This window comes from Streptomyces sp. AC550_RSS872 (assembly GCF_019049285.1).
Classification (GTDB): domain Bacteria; phylum Actinomycetota; class Actinomycetes; order Streptomycetales; family Streptomycetaceae; genus Streptomyces.
Genome location: NZ_JAGMUL010000198.1, coordinates 142,448 through 163,637 on the forward strand (window position 1 = coordinate 142,448; position 21,190 = coordinate 163,637).

The 21,190-nt window shown below is 70.4% G+C and carries 18 protein-coding genes; 14 read left to right on the forward strand and 4 right to left on the reverse strand.

Going from position 1 to position 21,190, the window contains the following annotated elements; all coding sequences use genetic code 11:
• Positions 1-118: 118 nt before the first annotated feature.
• On the forward strand, positions 119-1,534 hold the full coding sequence (locus KUM44_RS42465; RefSeq protein WP_217215098.1) for a sugar porter family MFS transporter: 1,416 nt from the start codon (positions 119-121) through the stop codon (positions 1,532-1,534).
• Between the two features lie 147 nt (positions 1,535-1,681).
• Here KUM44_RS42465 and KUM44_RS42470 read toward each other — a convergent pair whose 3' ends face one another.
• Positions 1,682-1,849: a hypothetical protein gene (locus tag KUM44_RS42470; protein ID WP_254390907.1), complete on the reverse strand. Its 168-nt coding sequence runs from the start codon at positions 1,847-1,849 to the stop codon at positions 1,682-1,684.
• A 64-nt stretch (positions 1,850-1,913) separates the two neighbouring features.
• A complete protein-coding gene (locus tag KUM44_RS42475) occupies positions 1,914-2,885 on the reverse strand; it encodes an LLM class flavin-dependent oxidoreductase (protein WP_217215099.1) in 972 nt (323 codons plus the stop codon).
• 105 nt (positions 2,886-2,990) lie between these two features.
• Between KUM44_RS42475 and ftsY the strand changes: the two genes are divergently transcribed.
• Positions 2,991-4,202, forward strand: coding sequence for a signal recognition particle-docking protein FtsY (gene ftsY / locus KUM44_RS42480; RefSeq protein WP_217215100.1), 1,212 nt, complete (start codon positions 2,991-2,993; stop codon positions 4,200-4,202).
• Between the two features lie 116 nt (positions 4,203-4,318).
• Here ftsY and KUM44_RS42485 read toward each other — a convergent pair whose 3' ends face one another.
• On the reverse strand, positions 4,319-4,975 hold the full coding sequence (locus tag KUM44_RS42485; RefSeq protein WP_217215101.1) for a bifunctional DNA primase/polymerase: 657 nt from the start codon (positions 4,973-4,975) through the stop codon (positions 4,319-4,321).
• Positions 4,976-5,433: 458 nt separating this feature from the next.
• Here KUM44_RS42485 and KUM44_RS42490 point away from each other — a divergent pair, with 458 nt between their 5' ends.
• The 6 genes from KUM44_RS42490 (at position 5,434) to ftsH (ending at position 15,145) form a co-directional block, all read left to right on the forward strand.
• Positions 5,434-6,927 carry a hypothetical protein gene (locus tag KUM44_RS42490; RefSeq protein ID WP_217215102.1) on the forward strand — a complete coding sequence of 498 codons (1,494 nt, stop codon included), beginning with the start codon at positions 5,434-5,436 and terminating at the stop codon, positions 6,925-6,927.
• Between the two features lie 336 nt (positions 6,928-7,263).
• Positions 7,264-8,619, forward strand: coding sequence for an ammonium transporter (locus KUM44_RS42495; RefSeq protein WP_217215103.1), 1,356 nt, complete (start codon positions 7,264-7,266; stop codon positions 8,617-8,619).
• Positions 8,616-8,954, forward strand: coding sequence for a P-II family nitrogen regulator (locus tag KUM44_RS42500; protein WP_003997576.1), 339 nt, complete (start codon positions 8,616-8,618; stop codon positions 8,952-8,954). The genes KUM44_RS42495 and KUM44_RS42500 overlap by 4 nt, the downstream gene beginning before the upstream one ends.
• Before the next feature lie 28 nt (positions 8,955-8,982).
• Positions 8,983-11,427, forward strand: coding sequence for a [protein-PII] uridylyltransferase (locus KUM44_RS42505; protein WP_217215104.1), 2,445 nt, complete (start codon positions 8,983-8,985; stop codon positions 11,425-11,427).
• 106 nt (positions 11,428-11,533) lie between these two features.
• On the forward strand, positions 11,534-13,087 hold the full coding sequence (ffh, locus tag KUM44_RS42510) for a signal recognition particle protein (protein ID WP_217215105.1): 1,554 nt from the start codon (positions 11,534-11,536) through the stop codon (positions 13,085-13,087).
• A 120-nt stretch (positions 13,088-13,207) separates the two neighbouring features.
• A complete protein-coding gene (gene ftsH, locus KUM44_RS42515; RefSeq protein ID WP_217215106.1) occupies positions 13,208-15,145 on the forward strand; it encodes an ATP-dependent zinc metalloprotease FtsH in 1,938 nt (645 codons plus the stop codon).
• 64 nt (positions 15,146-15,209) lie between these two features.
• Here ftsH and KUM44_RS42520 read toward each other — a convergent pair whose 3' ends face one another.
• Positions 15,210-16,067, reverse strand: a complete 858-nt coding sequence (locus KUM44_RS42520; protein ID WP_217215107.1) for a class I SAM-dependent methyltransferase — start codon at positions 16,065-16,067, stop codon at positions 15,210-15,212.
• Positions 16,068-16,264: 197 nt separating this feature from the next.
• On the opposite strand from KUM44_RS42520, the gene proS reads away from it, so the two are divergent.
• From proS to trmD, 6 genes are all read left to right on the forward strand, one after another.
• Positions 16,265-17,680, forward strand: a complete 1,416-nt coding sequence (gene proS / locus KUM44_RS42525; RefSeq protein WP_217215108.1) for a proline--tRNA ligase — start codon at positions 16,265-16,267, stop codon at positions 17,678-17,680.
• A gap of 261 nt (positions 17,681-17,941) precedes the next feature.
• A complete protein-coding gene (locus KUM44_RS42530) occupies positions 17,942-18,538 on the forward strand; it encodes a hypothetical protein (RefSeq protein WP_217215109.1) in 597 nt (198 codons plus the stop codon).
• Positions 18,539-18,958: 420 nt separating this feature from the next.
• Positions 18,959-19,378 (forward strand): 30S ribosomal protein S16, encoded by a 420-nt coding sequence (rpsP, locus tag KUM44_RS42535; protein WP_062709179.1) that lies wholly within the window; start codon positions 18,959-18,961, stop codon positions 19,376-19,378.
• A 2-nt stretch (positions 19,379-19,380) separates the two neighbouring features.
• The gene (locus KUM44_RS42540; RefSeq protein ID WP_003973401.1) at positions 19,381-19,620 is read left to right on the forward strand and encodes an RNA-binding protein; all 240 of its coding nucleotides are present in this window, start codon (positions 19,381-19,383) and stop codon (positions 19,618-19,620) included.
• A gap of 83 nt (positions 19,621-19,703) precedes the next feature.
• The gene (gene rimM / locus KUM44_RS42545) at positions 19,704-20,255 is read left to right on the forward strand and encodes a ribosome maturation factor RimM (RefSeq protein WP_217215110.1); all 552 of its coding nucleotides are present in this window, start codon (positions 19,704-19,706) and stop codon (positions 20,253-20,255) included.
• Complete coding sequence (gene trmD / locus KUM44_RS42550) at positions 20,255-21,088, forward strand: tRNA (guanosine(37)-N1)-methyltransferase TrmD (protein WP_217215111.1); 834 nt, start codon at positions 20,255-20,257, stop codon at positions 21,086-21,088. The genes rimM and trmD overlap by 1 nt, the downstream gene beginning before the upstream one ends.
• The last annotated feature ends 102 nt before the right edge of the window (positions 21,089-21,190 follow it).

Here is a 21,190-nt window from a genome sequence, read left to right on the forward strand (position 1 = left end):
GTATTGACTTCGAAACTTGAAGGCATAAGGTCTGCAACGTTGCTTTTAACTTCAGGTGTCACTGCCTGAAGCGGCTGACCCCCACCCGGCAGCGTTGCCGGTGGCCCGAGGAGTACACGTGACCAGCACAGCGCAGGCATCCACGTCAGGAGCCAGGACGGCTCACCCCGAACATCTCGGGCACGTCGTCTTCATCACCGCGGCGGCCGCCATGGGCGGCTTCCTGTTCGGTTACGACAGTTCCGTGATCAACGGAGCCAACGGCGGCATCCAGGCCCGGTTCGACCTCAGCTCCGGCGTCACCGGGACCGTCGCCGCCAGCGCCCTGCTCGGCAGTGCCGTGGGCGCCGCCATCGCAGGACGCATAGCCGACCGCATCGGCCGGATCCGCGTCATGCAGATCGCGGCGGTGCTGTTCGCCGTGAGCGCCGTCGGTTCCGGCCTCCCGTTCGCCGCATGGGACCTCGCCGCCTGGCGTGTCCTCGGCGGTATCGCCATCGGCATGGCCTCGGTGATCGGCCCGGCCTACATCGCCGAGGTCGCCCCGCCCGCGTACCGAGGCAGGCTCGCCTCGTTCCAGCAGGCCGCCATCGTCATCGGCATCGCCGTCTCCCAGCTCGCCAACTGGGCCATCCTCAACATGGCCGACGGCGAGGAGCGCGGCACGGTCGCGGGCCTGGAGGCCTGGCAGTGGATGCTCGGCGTGATGCTTGTGCCCGCCGTGATCTACGGCCTGCTGTCCTTCGCCATCCCCGAGTCCCCGCGCTATCTGATCAGCGTCGGCCGCGTCGACGACGCGAAGAAGGTGCTCGCCGACGTCGAGGGCGGCGTCGACCTGGACGCCCGGGTCGCCGAGATCGACCAGGCCATGCGCAGCGACCACAAGTCCACGTTCAAGGACCTGCTGGGCGGCCGCTTCGGTCTCCTGCCGATCGTGTGGATCGGTATCGGCCTCTCCGTCTTCCAGCAGCTGGTCGGCATCAACGTCATCTTCTACTACTCGAACCTGCTGTGGCAGTCCGTCGGCGTCGACCCGTCGAGCTCGTTCTTCTACTCGTTCGAGACCTCGATCATCAACATCATCGGCACCGTGATCGCGATGATCTTCGTCGACCGCATCGGCCGCAAGCCGCTCGCCCTCATCGGCTCCATCGGCATGGGCATCTCGCTCGCCGCGGCCGCCTGGTCCTTCTCCTTCCAGAACGGCAACGACCCGCTGCCCACCGCGCAGGGCTACGTGGCGCTGATCGCCGCCAACGCGTTCGTCCTCTTCTTCGCCATGTCCTGGGGCGTGGTCGTCTGGGTCATGCTCGGCGAGGTCTTCCCCAACAAGATCCGCGCCGCCGCCCTGGGCGTGGCCGCCTCGGCCCAGTGGATCGCCAACTGGGTCATCACGATCACCTTCCCGGACCTGTCGGACTGGAACCTGTCGCTCACCTACGTCATGTACGCGGTGTTCGCCTTCCTCTCCATCCCGTTCATCCTCAAGTTCGTGCCCGAGACCAAGGGCAAGAAGCTGGAGGAGATGGGCTGACCGGCCCCCGGACTCGGGGGGAAGGGCCAAGTCCCCGCTGCCCCTCCTCCCGTAACCCCGCCGCCGCCCCGGCTCGGCCACTGCCCGAGCCGGGGCGGCGGTCTTCGTACGCCACGGCACGGATCACGGCACCGATCCCCGCGCGGATCACCAGATCAGGACGCCGGCCCCGAGCTCCTGTGCGCGCAGGGCGGTCGCCTCGATGTTGCCCAGCCGCAGCCGCAGCCGCAGCCGCAGCCGGATCCGGCTCAGGTGCTCCGGGAGTTCCCGCGGCCGGCGCGTGGTGGCGGCGATCAGTTCCAGGTTCGCCCGCAACAGTGCGACCTCCCGCAGGAGTTCGGCGACGGTGTTCCCCGGGTATCGGCGCAGGTCAACCCGGTCAGTCCGCCAGCGCCGGAAGCACCTCCTGCGCGAACAGCCGCAGGCTCCGCCATCCCTCCTCCACCGGCATCCCGCCCGACAAGGGGTGCAGCACATAGTTGTCGAACCCCAGCGCCACACACTCCTGCGGCGTCACGATCCGGTACACGCCCTCGGCACGCAACTCGTCCACCGTCGTAGCCGCCGACTTCACCGCCGAGCGCACGTCGCCGGACTGCCAGGAGGCGTACGTCCGTGCCTCGTGCAGGAAGTGGCGACCGTGCTCGGCCCACGCCCGGTCGGGATCCTCGGCGATGTGCAGCAGCGGGGTCTCCGCCGCCGGCATCATCGTCCAGCCCTCGGTGCCGTACTCGACGAGCCGCTCCTTGTAGTACGCCTCCAGCTCCGGCAGATGCGCGCTGGGGAAGAACGGCAGGCCGAGCCTGGCGGCCCGGCGCGCGGCGGCTTTCGAGGAGCCGCCGACCAGCAGCAGCGGATGCGGATCGGTGTAGGGGCGCGGAGTGACCCGTACCGTACGGCCCCGGTACTCGAACTCCTCGCCGGTCCACGCCTTAAGCAGCGTCTCCAGCAGCTCGTCCTGGAGCTTGCCGCGCCGCTTCCACTCCACGTCGAACAGGGCGTACTCCTCGGGCCGGTACCCGATCCCGGCGACCGTCACCAGCCGCCCGCCGCTCAGCAGATCCAGTACGGCGATCTCCTCGGCGAGCCGCAGCGGGTCGTGCAGCGGACCGATGATCGCCGAGACGGTGACCGCGAGACGCCTGGTCGCGCCGAAGACCGCGGCGGCGAAGCCGAACGGCGACGGCAGCCAGTTGTTCGCGGCGCCGTGGTGCTCCTCGGTCTGCACGGTGGTGATGCCGTGCTCGTCGGCGTAGGCCGCCATCTCCAGGGCCGCCCGGTAGCGGGCGGCGAGGGATGCGGGGGTGGCGTCGGGCTCGACGAGGTTGAAACGTACGACCGTGACGGGCATGGGGGTCCCCCTTCACCGGGCGGGTGTGAAGGCGGACGTTAGCTGACGGTGTGTCAGACATCCAGAGGGGTGTCGCCGGGCTCCATGGCCGATACTGGACGGGTTATGGACATCGTCATCCTTGCTGTAGTCATCGCCGTGGTCGTGCTCGGCGCGCTCGGCGGGCTCATCGTCGGCACCCGCCGTAAGAAGCAGCTGCCCCCGCCGCCGCCCGCCGCCCCCGACATCACCGCCCCACCGGCCGAGCCGCACGTCGGCGACGAGGCCGAGACACCGCGCGACGAAGAGCGCCGGACCATAGAGGAGGTGGACCTTCCCGACGGCTCGACCGGGGTCGCCGTCGAGGAACCGCCCGTCGTCGAAGAGCTCCCGCCGACCGAGATCGAGGTCCCGGAGCCCACCGCCGGCCGCCTGATCCGCCTGCGCGCCCGGCTCTCCCGCTCGCAGAACGCCCTCGGCAAGGGGCTGCTCACGCTCCTGTCGCGCGAGCACCTCGACGAGGACACCTGGGAGGAGATCGAGGACACACTGCTCACCGCGGACGTCGGTGTGGCCCCCACCCAGGAGCTCGTCGACGGCCTGCGCGAGCGCGTGAAGGTGCTCGGCACCCGCACGCCCGCCGAGCTGCGCGGCCTGCTGCGTGAGGAGCTGCTCAAGCTGGTCGGCACCGACTTCGACCGCACGGTCAAGACCGAGCCGGAGACCAGCAAGCCCGGCATCGTGATGGTCGTCGGTGTCAACGGCACCGGCAAGACCACCACCACCGGCAAGCTCGCCCGAGTCCTGGTCGCCGACGGCCGCAGCGTGGTCCTCGGTGCCGCCGACACCTTCCGTGCCGCCGCCGCGGACCAGCTCCAGACCTGGGGCGAGCGCGTCGGCGCCTACACCGTGCGCGGGCCGGAGGGCGGCGACCCCGCCTCCGTCGCCTTCGACGCGGTGAAGGAGGGCAAGGAGATGGGCTCCGACGTCGTCCTCATCGACACCGCCGGGCGCCTGCACACCAAGACCGGCCTCATGGACGAGCTCGGCAAGGTCAAGCGCGTCGTCGAGAAGCACGCGCCGCTGGACGAGATCCTGCTCGTGCTGGACGCGACGACCGGGCAGAACGGACTGGTCCAGGCCCGCGTCTTCGCCGAGGTCGTCGACATCACCGGCATCGTCCTCACCAAGCTCGACGGCACGGCCAAGGGCGGCATCGTGGTCGCGGTACAGCGCGAGCTGGGCGTCCCGGTGAAGCTGATCGGGCTGGGCGAGGGCGCCGACGACCTGGCTCCGTTCGAGCCGGAGGCGTTCGTTGACGCCCTTATCGGGGAGTGACCCCACCTCACCTACGAACTTTCGTAAGTGCTCTATCGAAGAAGCGCCCGCCTCCCAAGGTGCAGTTGGGGGACGGGCGCTTCGCTGTATACGCCTGTGACGGTTGTGCCCCTGGCTTACGCCCGCGACCGGTGTGCCACGTACGCCAACGTCCCCAGCAGCAACCGCGCCGCCGGCGGCTTCGAAGCCGTGTCCAGTTCCGGTGGCCTCAGCCAGCGCACCGGTCCCAGTCCGCCCCGGTCGGAGGGCGGGGCCGTGATGGACGTGCCGGGGCCGAGGCCGCGCAGGTCGAGATGGGTCGGGTCGTCCCAGCCCAGGCGGTAGAGGAGTTCGGGGAGCTCGGCGGCGGCGCCCGGGGCGACGAAGAAGTGGGCGCGGCCCTCGGGGGTGGCGGTGACCGGGCCGAGGGGGAGTCCCATGCGTTCGAGCCGGGCCAGCGCGCGGCGACCGGCGGGCTCGGCCACCTCGATCACGTCGAACGCCTGCCCGACGGGCAGCATCACCGAGGCGCCCGGGAACTCCGACCACGCCTTGCTGACGTCATCGAGCGTGGCCCCGGCCGGGACGGGGGGCGCGAAGTCGAGGGGGTGTGCGCCGGGCGCGCCGCAGTCGGAGCGGCCGCATGAACAGGCGCCCGCCGCGGCCCGCGCGCCGGGCACCACGTCCCAGCCCCACAGTCCGGTGAACTCGGCGACGGCGGTGCACTCCGAGGAGCGGCCGCGTCGACGCGCGCCGGATCGGATCTCCCGGATGCCGCCGATCGTGAAGCCCATGCCCCCTCCAACGGGTCCAGCGCGCGGGTGGTTACGGCGCGGATGCGGAACGTGACCCTGTGTGTTCTTGGGTGGCCGGTTACCCTCTGACGCCGCTCGGCTCACGCGGCGCTTGGAAGTGCCCAGGGTTGTGGACTCGGCGACACGCGCCTCCAAGTGCTTCGCTCCGCCCGCTTCCGGCCGTCCTATGTCAAGTGAATCGTGTGGAGGCGGCCGTTAGTTCATTCGAAGGGGTGGCGAATGGTGGCGTTTCCGGGATCGCCGTGGCTGGAGGCGTGATCGTAGGATTACCGTGTGTGCATGAACCCTCGGGGCACATGCACTCGTGGGTATGCCGGAGGCAAGTCGGCTTTCCGTTCGAAGGGTGACAAGTGCCGGACGGACGACTGTATTTACCGGCATTCTGATAGGGCTTGGCGCACTCGGTGACAAGTGGTCCAAGGGATGGGGGCGTTCCAGTGAGCGGCAACAGCGGAAGCGGTACGAGTGCTGGTGGCGCATCGCACGCTGACAAGCGCCCGAACGAGCTGCTCACGTCCTGGTTCGTGCGCAGCGGCTGGTCGAAGGGCGAACTCGCCCGCCAAGTCAACCGCCGCGCCCGCCAGTTGGGTGCCAACCACATCTCGACCGACACCTCCCGCGTGCGCCGCTGGCTCGACGGTGAGAACCCCCGCGAGCCGATCCCGCGAATCCTGTCCGAGCTGTTCTCCGAGCGGTTCGGCTGCGTCGTCTCCGTCGAGGACCTGGGCCTGCGCGCCGCCCGGCAGTCACCCTCCGTGTCCGGTGTCGACCTGCCCTGGACGGGCCCGCAGGCGGTGGCCCTGCTCAGCGAGTTCTCGCGCAGCGACCTGATGCTGGCGCGGCGCGGCTTCCTCGGGAGCTCGCTGGCCCTGTCCGCGGGCCCGGCCCTCATCGAGCCGATGCAGCGCTGGCTGGTCCCCGCGCCGCCCGCCCCGTACCAGGAGCCCCGGCCCGTCCCGTCCTCACGCGCGCGTGGCCGGTTGTCCAAGCCGGAGCTGGACCTGCTGGAGTCCACCACCGTGATGTTCCGGCAGTGGGACGCGCAGTGCGGCGGCGGCCTGCGTCGCAAGGCCGTCGTGGGCCAGCTGCACGAGGTGACCGATCTGCTCCAGGAACCGCATCCCGAGGCCACCACCAGGAAGCTGTTCAAGGTCGCCGCCGAGCTGGCGGAGCTGGCCGGCTGGATGTCGTACGACGTCGGGCTCCAGCCCACCGCGCAGAAGTACTTCGTCCTCGCGCTGCACGCCGCCAAGGAGGCGGGCGACCGGCCGCTCGGCTCCTACATCCTGTCCAGCATGAGCCGCCAGATGATCCACCTCGGCCGGCCCGACGACGCCCTGGAGCTGATCCACCTCGCGCAGTACGGCAGCCGGGACTGCGCGAGCCCGCGCACCCAGTCCATGCTGTATGCGATGGAGGCCCGCGCCTACGCCAACATGGGCCAGCCCGGCAAGTGCAAGCGGGCCGTCCGGATGGCCGAGGACACCTTCGCCGAGGCCGTGGACTGGGACGAGCCCGACCCCGACTGGATCCGCTTCTTCTCCGAGGCCGAGCTCTACGGCGAGAACTCCCACTCCTACCGTGACCTCGCCTATGTCGCCGGCCGCAGCCCCACGTACGCCTCGCTCGCCGAGCCGCTGATGCAGCAGGCCGTCGACCTCTTCGCGACGGACTCCGAGCACCAGCGGTCGTACGCACTGAACCTCATCGGCATGGCCACGGTGCATCTGCTCCAGAAGGAGCCCGAGCAGAGCGCGGTCCATGCCGAGCAGGCCATGCGCATCGCCAAAAAGGTGCGCTCGGAGCGCGTCAACACTCGTATTCGAAAGACGGTCGACACGGCGGCACGCGACTTCGGGGATCTCGCCGAGGTCGTGGACCTGACGGACAAGCTCGCCGTCGAGCTCCCGGAGACCGCGGAGGCGGTCTGAGCTTCGCGTGCCGACGCGGGGCCACCCCCGAACCCCGGCCGCGGCCGGCCCTCCCGAACTGCCCGACTCGGCTCCCCCATGCCAGGTCATCGGAAGGCCGACCGCGGCCGGTTCTCTGTCCCCCATCGAAGGTTGCGCCAAGATAACGATCGGCTCGCCCACAATCCGGCAGTTCATCGAGGCGTAACACACGAGGCGCCTTCGTCACGGCGGCGAAACAACGAGGGGCTTTCACCGAAACGGCGCTGCGCCAATCTCTTGGCGCATAACCGGCCCACCCCTCAATCCGCTCAGGCTTCGCCCGCACGGGGCCGTACCAATGACGAGGAGACGCCGATGGCACCAGCCATCATGATGGCGGCAGACAAGGTAGAGCTGTCGCCCGCCAACACAGGCTTCATGCTCATCTGTTCCGCCCTGGTGATGCTCATGACCCCGGGCCTGGCCTTCTTCTACGGAGGCATGGTCCGCGTCAAGAGCACCCTGAACATGCTGATGATGAGCTTCATCAGCTTGGGGATCGTCACCATCCTGTGGGTGCTGTACGGCTTCTCCCTCGCCTTCGGCAAGGACTCCGGCGGCCTCATCGGCTGGACCTCCGACTGGGTCGGCCTCAGCGGCGTCGACAAGGGCCAGCTGTGGGTCCTGGGCGAGACGACGTACAACATCCCGCTGCTGGTCTTCTTCGTCTTCCAGCTGATGTTCGCGATCATCACGCCCGCCCTGATCAGCGGTGCCCTCGCGGACCGCGTGAAGTTCTCGGCCTGGGCGCTGTTCATCGCGCTGTGGGCCACGGTCGTCTACTTCCCGGTCGCCCACTGGGTCTGGGCCGACGGCGGCTGGGCCTTCGACATGGGCGTGATCGACTTCGCCGGCGGTACGGCGGTCCACATCAACGCGGGTGCCGCGGCGCTCGGCGTGATCCTGGTCATCGGCAAGCGCGTCGGCTTCAAGAAGGACCCGATGCGTCCGCACAGCCTCCCGCTGGTCATGCTCGGCGCGGGCCTGCTGTGGTTCGGCTGGTTCGGCTTCAACGCCGGTTCCTGGCTCGGCAACGACGACGGCGTCGGTTCTCTGATGTTCGTCAACACGCAGGTCGCCACCGCCGCCGCCATGCTGGCCTGGCTCATCTACGAGAAGATCCGCCACGGTGCGTTCACCACGCTCGGCGCCGCCTCCGGTGCTGTCGCGGGTCTGGTCGCGATCACCCCGGCCGGTGGTTCGGTCACTCCGATCGGTGCCATCGCCGTCGGCGCCATCGCCGGTCTCCTGTGCGCCCTGGCCGTCGGCCTGAAGTACAAGTTCGGCTACGACGACTCGCTCGACGTCGTCGGTGTCCACCTGGTCGGCGGTGTCGTCGGCTCGATCCTGATCGGCTTCTTCGCCAGCGGCAAGGGCCAGTCCGAGGCCACGGGCGTCTTCTACGGCGACCACAGCTTCGACCAGCTGTGGAAGCAGCTCGCGGGTGTCGGCGGTGTCCTCGCCTACTCGCTGGTCGTCTCCGCGCTCCTCGCGTTCGTCCTGCACAAGACCATCGGGATGCGGGTCACCGAGGACGAGGAGGTGGCCGGTATCGACCAGGCCGAGCACGCCGAGACCGCATACGACTTCAGTGGCGCCGGCGGCGGTGCCGCCCGGACCGTCGCCCAGGCCCCGGTCGCCGCGGCCGCGAGCAAGAAGGTGGACGCATGAAGCTCATCACCGCCGTCGTCAAGCCCCACCGGCTCGACGAGATCAAGGAAGCCCTCCAGGCCTTCGGGGTCCACGGCCTGACGGTCACCGAGGCGAGCGGCTACGGTCGTCAGCGGGGCCACACCGAGGTCTACCGCGGTGCCGAGTACACCGTCGACCTGGTCCCGAAGATCCGTATCGAGGTCCTGGCCGAGGACGACGACGCCGAGCAGCTGATCGACGTCATCGTCAAGGCCGCCCGCACCGGCAAGATCGGTGACGGCAAGGTCTGGTCCCTGCCGGTCGAGACGGCCGTACGGGTCCGGACCGGCGAGCGCGGGCCCGACGCGCTCTGAGGCAGGGAAACAGAACAGGAGTCGCTGGGTGACGAGCACGGACGTTTCCAAGGATGCAGAGGACTCGGGACCCAGCGGCTATGCGGCGGCCCGGCTGCGTCTCCTCACGGAGGGGGCGCGGTCCGGGCCGCCGCGCCGTTCCGGCCTCGCGGAACTGACCGACGAGTGGCTGACCGGCCTGTTCGCCGCCGGCGCCGAGGGGCTGCGCGGAGTGTCCCTCGTCGCCGTCGGCGGCTACGGCCGTGGCGAGCTGTCCCCGCGCAGCGACCTGGACCTGCTCCTGCTGCACGACGGCGGTGACCCCGGCGCGGTGGCCGGCCTGGCCGACCGCATCTGGTACCCGGTCTGGGACCTCGGCCTCGCCCTCGACCACTCCGTGCGCACGCCCGCCGAGGCCCGCAAGACGGCCGGCGAGGACCTCAAGGTCCAGCTCGGCCTGCTCGACGCCCGGCACATCGCGGGCGACCTGGGGCTCACCGCCGGATTGCGTACGGCGGTGCTCGCCGACTGGCGCAACCAGGCGCCCAAGCGGCTGCCCGAACTCCAGGAGCTGTCCGCCGAGCGCGCCGAGCGCCAGGGCGAGCTCCAGTACCTCCTGGAACCCGACCTGAAGGAGGCGCGCGGCGGTCTGCGCGACGCCACCATCCTGCGCGCCGTCGCCGCCTCCTGGCTGGCCGACGCCCCGCGCGAGGGCCTCGACGACGCCCGGCGCCGGCTGCTCGACGTGCGTGACGCCCTGCACCTGACCACCGGGCGCGCGACCGACCGGCTCTCGCTCCAGGAGCAGGACCAGGTCGCCGCTGAGCTCGGCCTGCTCGACGCGGACACGCTGCTGCGGCAGGTGTACGAGGCGGCGAGGGTCATCTCGTACGCCAGTGATGTCACCTGGCGTGAAGTGGGGCGCGTACTGCGCTCGCGCGCCGTGCGGCCGCGACTGCGCGCCATGCTGGGCGGTGGGAAGCCCACGGCTGAAAGGTCACCTCTCGCCGAGGGCGTGGTCGAGCAGGACGGCGAGGTGGTGCTCGCCCGTGCCGCACGCCCCGAACGCGACCCCGTGCTCCCCTTGCGAGCCGCGGCCGCCGCCGCGCAGGCCGGGCTCCCGCTCTCCCTCCACGCCGTACGGCGCATGGCGGCCACGGTGCGCCCGCTGCCCACACCCTGGCCCGCCGAGGCGCGCGAGCAGCTCGTGACCCTGCTCGGCTCCGGCCGCCCCACGGTCGACGTCTGGGAGGCGCTGGAGGCCGAAGGCCTGATCACCCGCCTCCTCCCCGACTGGGAGCGGGTGCGCTGCCGCCCGCAGCGCAACGCCGTGCACATCTGGACGGTCGACCGGCACCTCATCGAGACGGCCGTGCGGGCTTCCGAGTTCACCCGCCGCGTCCACCGCCCCGACCTCCTCCTGGTCGCCGCGCTGCTGCACGACATCGGCAAGGGCTGGCCCGGCGACCACTCGGTGGCCGGCGAGATCATCGCCAAGGACGTCGCCGCGCGGATCGGCTTCGACCGTGACGACGTGGCCGTGCTCTCCGCCCTCGTACGCCATCACCTGCTGCTCGTCGACACGGCCACCCGGCGCGACCTGGAGGACCCGGCCACGGTGCGTTCGGTCGCCGAGGCGGTCGGCTCGCAGGGCACGCTGGAGCTGCTGCACGCCCTGACCGAGGCCGACGCGCTGGCCACCGGCCCGGCGGCGTGGTCGTCCTGGCGCGGGTCCCTCGTCGCCGACCTGGTGAAACGGGTCGCGGCCGTGCTCGCCGGGGACGACCTCGAGGAGCCCGAGGCCGCCGCACCCACCGCCGAGCAGGAGCGGCTCGCCATCGAGGCCATGGCGACCGGCAGCCCCGTGCTGTCCCTGCGCGCGCAGACCGAGCCGCCGACGGAGGAGCCCTCGGGCGATCCCGAGCCGCTCGGCGTGGAACTCCTCATCGCCGTTCCGGACCAGCCGGGCGTGCTGCCCGCGGTGGCCGGTGTCCTGGCGATGCACCGCCTGACCGTCCGCACCGCGGAACTGAGCGCCCTGGATCTGCCCGACGGCGTCGAGGGTTCCGTCCTGCTGCTGAACTGGCGGGTCGCCGCCGAGTACGGCTCCCTGCCGCAGGCCACCCGGCTGCGCGCCGACCTCGTCCGTGCCCTGGACGGCTCCCTGGACATCGCGGGCCGCCTCGCCGAGCGGGACGCGGCCTATCCGCGCCGCCGGGGTGTCGTGCCCCCGCCGCCGAGGGTGTCGGTCCATCCGGCCGCGTCCCGGCTGGCCACGGTGATCGAGGTCCGTGCCCAGGACGCTCCGGGGCTGCTGTTCCGGATCGGGCGGGCGCTGGAGGACGCGGCGGTGCGGATGCGCAGTGCGCATGTCAGCACGCTGGGTGCCAACGCCGTCGACGCGTTCTATGTCACAGGGCCCGAGGGAGCGCCGCTGCCCAGCGAGGAGGCGGCCGCCGTGGCCCGCAAGGTGGAGGAGACCTTGCGGGGCTGAGACCCTGTTCAAAGCCTCTGAACCGAGGGATCCCGGCAACCTGCGCGGCCGGGATACCCTGGAGGGCGATTCCCAGCTGCCACCGACCCCGAGGACCGCGAGCGCCGTGTTCGATACTCTCTCCGATCGCCTCTCAGCCACTTTCAAGAACCTGCGCGGCAAGGGACGGCTCTCCGAGGCGGACATCGACGCCACAGCGCGCGAGATCCGTATCGCACTCCTCGAAGCGGACGTGGCGCTGCCTGTCGTCCGGACGTTCATCAAGAACGTCAAGGAGCGTGCCCTCGGCGCCGAGGTCTCCAAGGCGCTGAACCCGGCCCAGCAGGTCCTGAAGATCGTCAACGACGAGCTCGTGACCATCCTCGGCGGCGAGACCCGCCGCCTGCGCTTCGCCAAGCAGCCGCCCACCGTGATCATGCTGGCGGGTCTCCAGGGTGCCGGTAAGACCACCCTCGCCGGCAAGCTCGGCCGCTGGCTGAAGGAGCAGGGCCACTCGCCGCTGCTCGTCGCGGCCGACCTCCAGCGTCCCAACGCCGTGAACCAGCTGAGCGTCGTCGCCGAGCGCGCGGGCGTGGCCGTATACGCGCCCGAGCCGGGCAACGGCGTCGGTGACCCCGTCAAGGTCGCCAAGGACTCCATCGAGCACGCCAAGGCCAAGGTTCACGACATCGTGATCGTGGACACCGCCGGCCGTCTGGGTATCGACCAGGAGATGATGCAGCAGGCCGCGGACATCCGCGACGCCGTCTCCCCGGACGAGATCCTCTTCGTCGTCGACGCGATGATCGGTCAGGACGCGGTCAACACCGCGGAGGCCTTCCGCGACGGTGTCGGCTTCGACGGCGTGGTGCTCTCCAAGCTCGACGGTGACGCCCGCGGTGGTGCGGCCCTGTCGATCCGGCAGATCACCGGCAAGCCGATCATGTTCGCGTCGAACGGCGAGAAGCTCGACGACTTCGACGCCTTCCACCCGGACCGGATGGCCTCCCGCATCCTCGACATGGGTGACCTGCTCACCCTGATCGAGCAGGCGGAGAAGACCTTCGACCAGGCCGAGGCCGAGAAGATGGCCTCCAAGCTGGCGTCGAAGAAGGGCCAGGACTTCACCCTGGACGACTTCCTGTCCCAGATGGAGCAGGTCAGGAAGATGGGCAGCATCAGCAAGCTGCTCGGCATGCTCCCGGGCATGGGCCAGATCAAGGACCAGATCAACAACCTCGACGAGCGCGACGTGGACCGCACGGCCGCGATCATCAAGTCGATGACCCCGGCCGAGCGCCAGGAGCCGACGATCATCAACGGCTCGCGGCGCGCCCGTATCGCCCGCGGTTCCGGTGTCGAGGTCAGCGCGGTCAAGAACCTCGTCGAGCGGTTCTTCGAGGCCCGCAAGATGATGTCCCGCATGGCCCAGGGCGGCGGCATGCCCGGTATGCCGGGGATGCCGGGCATGGGCGGCGGTCCCGGCCGTACGAAGAAGCAGCCGAAGAAGGCCAAGGGCAAGCAGCGCTCCGGCAACCCGATGAAGCGCAAGCAGCAGGAGCAGGAGGAGGCCGCCCGCAGGGCCGCCGCCGCTCAGGCCGGAGGCGCCTTCGGAGTGCCGGGCCAGCAGGCCGGGCAGGACTTCGAGCTGCCGGACGAGTTCAAGAAGTTCATGGGCTGACCCGAGAGCCCAAGGAGCTCAAGGGCCGGCAGTCCATCGCGTACGTCAATGAGGGCGCCCTTCCGGAGGGGGGCGCCCTCAGCGCATGCCAGGGCCCGGCATCTGCCGTAACGTCCAGATATGAGCAATGCCGCGCCACCACGCAAGGCCCCTGACCAGCCGTGGCGCACCGAGGGCACACCGGACGAGCCGCCCGGGCGGCCCCGTGGCCGACGGATGCGCGGTCGCTGGTGGAGCCTGTTCCTCACCGCGGTGATCGTGTTCCTTCTCGCCTATGTCGGGCTGACGTACCTCGACCGGGGCAACGAGCCGACGATCTCCTACACGGAGTTCAGCAGACAGGTCGACGCCGGCAACATCGACAAGATCTACTCCAAGGGCGACGCGATCCAGGGTGAGCTCAAGAGCGCCCGGGACAACCCCGAGGGCGACGGCGACTACACCCGGTTCAAGACCCAGCGGCCGGCCTTCGCGGACGACGACCTCTGGCAGCAACTGGACCGCCACGACGTGACCGTGACCGCCCAGCCGGTCGTACGGGAGCGTGGTGTCCTGTCCAACCTGCTGTTCTCCCTGATCCCGATCGTGCTCCTGCTCGCCGTCTGGATCTTCGTCGCCCGGCGGATGGGCGCAGGGCTCGGCGGCGCGGGCGGCATGCTCGGCCGAAAGGCACCGCCCAAGCCGGTCGAGCTCCAGCCCGGCAAGCAGCGCACGACGTTCGCCGACGTGGCCGGCATCGACGAGGTCAAGGGCGAGCTGGACGACGTCGTCGACTTCCTGGAGCATCCCGACGCCTACCGCAGAATGGGCGCCAAGATGCCGCGCGGCGTGCTGCTCGCCGGCTCGCCCGGCACCGGCAAGACCCTGCTGGCCCGAGCGGTCGCGGGCGAGGCGGACGTGCCGTTCTTCTCCGCCTCCGCCTCCGAGTTCATCGAGATGATCGTCGGCGTTGGCGCCTCCCGCGTCCGGGAGCTGTTCGCCGAGGCCCGCAAAGTGGCACCCTCGATCATCTTCATCGACGAGATCGACACCATCGGACGGGCACGCGGGGGCGGCGCCTCGGTGAGCGGCCACGACGAGCGCGAGCAGACGCTCAACCAGATCCTCACCGAGATGGACGGTTTCTCCGGCTCGGAGGGCGTGATCGTCATCGCGGCCACGAACCGCGCCGACATCCTGGACCCGGCCCTGACCCGCCCCGGCCGCTTCGACCGGGTCGTCAACGTCTCCCCGCCGGACCGCGGCGGCCGCGAGGCCATCCTGCGCATCCACACCCGCGCGATCCCGCTCGCCGAGGACGTGGACCTCACCCAGGTGGCCCGCACGACCCCGGGCATGACAGGTGCGGATCTGGCCAATCTCGCCAACGAGGCCGCCCTGCTCGCGGTCAAGCGCAAACAGGACCAGGTGACAGGCGCGGACCTGTCCGAGGCGCTGGAGAAGGTGCAGCTGGGCGCCGAGCGCACCCTGGTCATGCCCGAGGAGGACCGCCGGCGCACCGCGTACCACGAGAGCGGACACGCCCTCCTCGGCATGCTCCAGCCGGGCGCCGACCCCGTACGCAAGATCACCATCGTGCCGCGCGGCCGGGCCCTCGGCGTGACGATGTCGACCCCCGAGGTCGAGCGGTACGCACACTCCGAGGGCTATCTGCGCGGCCGCATCATCGGCGCCCTCGGCGGCATGGCCGCGGAACAGGTGGTGTACGGCGTCGTCACCACCGGCGCCGAGAACGACCTCGAGCAGGTCAGCAACATCGCGCGCGCCATGGTCGCCCGCTGGGGCATGAGCGAGCGGGTGGGCCGGCTGTCCGCCCTGCCCAGCGACACCCAGCAGGCGTACGGGCTCGCGGCCGCCCCGCAGACCCTCGACGTGATCGACGCCGAGATGCGCCGGATCGTCGACGAGTGCTACGAGGAGGCCTGCCGCAAACTCCAGGACCACCGGGGGCAGTTGAACGCCCTGGCGGAAGCGCTGCTGGAGAACGAGACGCTGGAGGAGGCGGACGCGTACCGGATCGCGGGGATCACGCGGCTGACGAAGGGCGACGCCCAGTAGGGCGGCAGCCTGTACGACGACGCCCCGCAGGGCGGCGCTCGGCCCTGTCGGCCGTCCCCCTGGCTCAGGGCACCCGGGCGATCAGGTACCGGAACACGTTGGGCATCCACACCGTCCCGTCCGGTCGCAGGTGCGGATGCAGGGCCTCCGCCACCTCCTTGTCGACCTGGGCCTGATCGGTCGCCGTGATCGCCGCGTCGAACAACCCCGTCGACAGCAGCCCCCGTACGGCACTGTCCACGTCCGCGTACCCGAACGGGCACGCCACCCGCCCCGAGCCGTCGGGCCTGAGCCCCGCGCGCTGGGCGACCTCCTCCAGGTCGTCGCGCAGGGCGGGACGCCAACTGCCCGTACTGCGCAGGGGATCGGCCAGCTTCGTGGCGACCCGCAGCACGGACGACGTGGCGCACCGCTCCGGCGGACCCCAGCCGGCCAGCACCACGGGCGCCCCCCGCTCGGCGAGCGGTGTCGCGGCCGCGAGCGCCTCGCCGAGCCCGTCCGAGTCACCCGCGAGGCACCCGATGGGCTCGAACGCGGTCACCAGCGTGTACGCGGGCGCCTCGGAGCCGGCCGTGTCACCGGGCGAGCCGTCGACGAGCCGCGTGTCGGCACGCGTGCGTGTGTCCCACCCCTGTGGCGTCAGCCGCCGCCGGGCCAGGGCCAGTCGTTCGGGGGAGGAGGACTCGACCCCGGTGACCGCCGCGCCTCTGGACGCCGCCATCAGCAGGGCGAGCCCGCTGCCGCAGCCGAGTCCCAGCAGCCGGGTCCCCGGGCCCACTTCCACTCGCTCGTAGACGGCCTCGTAGAGCGGAACCAGCATCCGCTCCTGGATCTCGGACCAGTCACGCGCGCGTGCACACAGGTCCACACGGGCTGCCGCGCCCGCGTGAGGCAGGTGCTGCCGCACGAGCGTAGGTGTCATCTAAAGCGCCCCAATCCGCAGAGAGTTGCCTCTGTGTCCGATTCCGTGGCCCCCGTGACATGCGCTCACATCCCCACGTATGCCAGGAAACTCCGCACCCGACGTCGCGTCCAGGGGTCGCGGAGCCCTGCTTGAGGCTTCCCTGTGTCCGTGGCCAAAATTCACATTCCGGCAACGTGGGCCCGTACCATCGCGCCATGGCAAAGGCACCCGTTCTGACGCCGCGGGCGGACGACTTCCCGCGCTGGTACCAGGATCTGATCACCAAGGCGGAGCTGGCCGACAACGGTCCGGTGCGCGGCACGATGGTCATCCGGCCGTACGGGTACGGGCTGTGGGAGCGGATGCAGGCCGAGATGGACGCCCGGATCAAGGAGACGGGCACGCAGAACGCGTACTTCCCGCTCCTGATCCCGCAGTCGTATCTCACCCGCGAGGCGGACCACGTCGAGGGCTTCGCGCCGGAACTCGCGGTCGTCACGCACGGCGGCGGCAAGGAGCTCGAGGAGCCGGCGGTGGTCCGCCCCACCTCCGAGATGATCATCAACGACTACTTCTCGAAGTGGGTGCAGAGCTACCGCGACCTGCCGCTGCTGATCAACCAGTGGGCGAACGTGGTCCGTTGGGAACTCAGGCCGCGCCTCTTCCTCCGTACGACGGAGTTCCTGTGGCAGGAGGGCCACACGGCGCACGCCACCTACGAGGACGCCCGCGACTTCGCCGCGCACATCCACCGCGAGGTTTACGAGGACTTCATGGTGAACGTCCTCGCCATGGACGTCGTCCCCGGCCGCAAGACCGTCAAGGAGCGCTTCGCCGGAGCTGTCAACACCCTCACGCTCGAAGGGATGATGGGCGACGGCAAGGCTCTCCAGATGGCCACCAGCCATGAGCTGGGCCAGAACTTCGCCAAGGCCTTCAACACCTCGTACCTGTCGAAGGACGGCACCCAGGAACTGGTCTGGCAGACCTCCTGGGGCTCGACCACCCGCATGATCGGCGCCCTCGTGATGATGCACGGCGACGACAACGGCCTCAGGGTCCCGCCGCGCCTCGCGCGGATCCAGGCCGTCGTCCTCGCGATCAAGGGCGACGAAGCGGTTCTGGCCAAGGTCCGCGAGATCGGTGATCAGCTTCAGGCGGCCGGTGTCCGCGTCCATGTCGACGACCGCACCGACACCCCTTTCGGCCGCCGCGCGGTCGACTGGGAGCTCAAGGGCGTGCCCGTCCGCATCGAGGTCGGCCCCCGTGACCTGGAGAACGGCACCGCGATGCTGGCCCGCCGCATCCCGGGCGGCAAGGAACCGGTACCTGTCGAGTCCCTCGTACGACTGCTCCCCACGGTCCTCGAAGAGGACCAGGCGCTGCTGCTGACCCAGTCCCGCGCCCGTCGTGAGTCCCGCACCACCGACGTGACGACGATCGACGAGGCCGTCGAAGCGGCCGTCGCCGGCGGCTGGGCGCGCGTCCCGTGGGCGACGCTCGGCGAAGAAGGCGAGGCCAGGCTGGCCGAGCACGCGGTGACCGTACGGTGTCTGGTCGCCGAGGACGGGTCGGTGCCGGACGCCGACGACACGCCCGGTAACGTCGCGGTCGTGGCGCGCGCTTACTGAGCCGACGCCCGTGGGGAACGAGAGCGACCGAATCGCCTCTTGCGCATCCGCGAACCACAGTCGCACCGGCGCGTGGACGGGGCGTACGCGCCGGCGCGTACGTCAGACTACGCACCGGTTGGGCATGAGCTGTGAGGCTTCTCCGCAGATCGGCGCACCCGCCCTCGTCGTGGCGCATCATTCGCAACTGACGGGTACGTGCAAATTATTTGGGATGGCCCGGAATCGGAACACAGCGGCACTCCGGCTCGTTGTCATTACGTGAGCACGACACAGACACCACCTGTTCTCGCCGCAGAGCTGGCAGAGGCGTGGGCCGACATTCAGCGGTACCACCCCGAGCTGCCGGATCTCGCCGCGCCAGAGTCCCTGATCGGGGAGTCGTCGTCCGCCTGCGGTCACGAGCTCTCCTTCGAGCGACTGCTTCATGAGGCAGTCCATGGCATCGCCGCCGCGCGCGGCGTCCGCGACACCTCCCGGGCCGGCCGCTACCACAACCGCAGATTCCTCGCCATCGCCGAGGAGCTGGGCCTGGACCACCCCGAGGAACCGCACCCGAGCAGCGGTTTCTCCCTGGTCACGCTCAACCCCGAGGCCAAGCGCCGCTACCGCCCGACCATCGAACGCCTCCAGCGCGCCCTGAAGGCCCACATCGCGGCGACCTCCGCCGACACCAGCAGGACCTTCCGGGGCCCGGCCGCCCGCCACGGCTCCTCCGGTGGCGGCGTCCGCGTCAAGGCGGTCTGCGACTGCGGCCGTAACGTCCGGGTCGTCCCGTCCGTGCTGGCGCAGGCGCCGATCGTGTGCGGCGGCTGTGGGAAGCCGTTCCGGATTCCCGAGGTGGTCGGAGCGGCGTAGCCACGCGAGGCGTCCAGCACCGGCATCTCGTGGCTGCCGGTCGGATCGTACGGCGCGCCGGAACGCGCGGCGCATTGCCTGCGCGTGGCGCCGGGGTGCCGCTGTCACCCGCGCAGCCTGCGGGCAGTCGTGCCGCTGGGGCGGCACGGGTGGGCGCAGGCGGCACCCCGTAGCGCCGGGCTGCGCGACCCACCTCAAGGGCACCCCCGACCCGGGCGCCTTTCAGGCATGCCCAGACACACTGCCGCCCCTCGGCTCAGGGCGACCCGCAGGGTATGGCACAATGGCTAGCTGTACTCGACAGCCGCACAGGAACCCTCTCGCCTCCGGCTGACGCGTCCATCGGGCACTCGGGTACCGCAACCCCACGCGGCATTCTCGCCGTGCCCAACCACGTCAAATCCAGGAGAACCCACTCCCGTGGCAGTCAAGATCAAGCTGAAGCGTCTGGGCAAGATCCGTTCGCCTCACTACCGCATCGTCGTCGCCGACTCCCGTACCCGTCGTGACGGTCGTGCGATCGAGGAGATCGGCAAGTACCACCCGACGTACAACCCGTCGGTCATCGAGGTCGACGCGGACCGTGTCGCGTACTGGCTGGGTGTCGGCGCGCAGCCGACCGAGCCCGTGCTCGCCATCCTGAAGAAGACCGGCGACTGGCAGAAGTTCAAGGGCGAGCCCGCCCCGGCGCCCCTGCTCGTTGCCGAGCCGAAGAAGGCGCGCCCGTCGTTCGAGGCCCTCGGTGGCGACGACGAGGGCAAGGGTGAGGCGATCACCCAGAAGAAGAAGGCTGACAAGAAGGACGAGGCCGCGGCCGAGTCCGAGTCGACCGAGGCCTGAGCATGCTCGAGGAGGCTCTCGAGCACCTCGTGAAGGGCATCGTCGACAACCCGGACGATGTGCAGGTCGCCTCGCGCAACCTGCGCCGCGGACGCGTGCTGGAGGTCCGGGTCCACCCCGACGACCTCGGCAAGGTGATCGGCCGTAACGGCCGCACCGCACGCGCTCTGCGCACCGTCGTGGGCGCCATCGGCGGCCGCGGTGTCCGTGTCGACCTCGTCGACGTGGACCACGTCCGCTGACGCCGAACGCAGCACCGGCTCGGGCCGGGGAGGGCCACTGGGCCGTCCCCGGCCCGTAGTCGTACGACAGGAGATGTGAACTCGTGCAGCTGGTAGTCGCACGGATCGGCCGCGCCCACGGCATCAAGGGCGAGGTCACCGTCGAGGTGCGTACCGACGAGCCCGAACTGCGGCTCGCCCCCGGTGCCGTCCTGGCCACCGAACCGGCCGCCACCGGGCCGCTCACCATCGAGACCGGCCGGGTCCACAGCGGCCGTCTCCTCCTGCGCTTCGAGGGGGTCAAGGACCGCACCGGCGCCGAGGCGCTGCGCAACACCCTCCTCATCGCAGAGATCGACCCGGACGAGCTGCCCGAGGAAGAGGACGAGTACTACGACCACCAGCTCATGGACCTCGACGTGGTGACCGCGGACGGGGTCGAGGTCGGTCGTGTCACCGAGATCTCGCACCTGCCCTCCCAGGACCTCTTCATCGTCGAGCGGCCCGACGGGAGCGAGGTGATGATCCCCTTCGTCTCGGAGATCGTCACCGAGATCGACCTGGAGGAGCAGCGCGCGGTCATCACCCCGCCGCCGGGCCTGATCGACGACCGCGCGGAGGTCGCGTCCTCGCGCGACGCGGAGGCCGAGGGCTGATGCGGCTCGACGTCGTCACGATCTTCCCCGAGTACCTGGAGCCCCTGAACGTCTCCCTGGTCGGCAAGGCACGCGCGCGTGGGCAGCTGAACGTCCATGTGCACGACCTGCGCGGCTGGACGTACGACCGCCACAACACGGTCGACGACACGCCGTACGGCGGCGGCCCCGGCATGGTCATGAAGACCGACCCGTGGGGTGACGCACTGGACTCCGTGCTGGCGGACGGCTACGAGACGGGCTCCGGCGCGCCCTCCCTGATCGTCCCCACGCCCAGCGGCCGCCCCTTCACCCAGGAACTCGCCGTCGAGCTCTCCGAGCAGCCCTGGCTGATCTTCACGCCGGCCCGCTACGAGGGCATCGACCGCCGGGTCATCGACGAGTACGCGACGCGGATGCCCGTCCATGAGGTGTCCATCGGCGACTACGTCCTCGCGGGCGGCGAGGCGGCCGTACTGGTCATCACGGAGGCCGTGGCACGGCTGCTGCCCGGTGTCCTGGGGAACGCCGAGTCCCACCGGGACGACTCCTTCGCGCCCGGCGCGATGGCGAGCCTCCTGGAAGGCCCCGTCTACACCAAGCCGCCCGAGTGGCGCGGCCGGGACATCCCCGACGTGCTGCTCAGCGGCCATCACGGCAAGATCGCCCGCTGGCGCAGGGACGAGGCGCTACGGCGGACGACGGCCAACCGGCCCGACCTGATCGAGCACTGCGACCCCAAGGTCTTCGACAAGAAGGACCGCGAGATGCTCTCCATCCTGGGCTGGATGCCCGACCCGGAGGGGGAGCCGTTCGGTCGATTTTGGCGCAGGACAGAGGGCGTGGAAGAATAGGCCGCTGTTGTGCGTCGTCCGGCGTGCGCCCCTGCCACAGGGGGACACGACGCCCGCCCCGACACGGACAGCATCCTCACGAAACACTAGCTCCCGCCTATG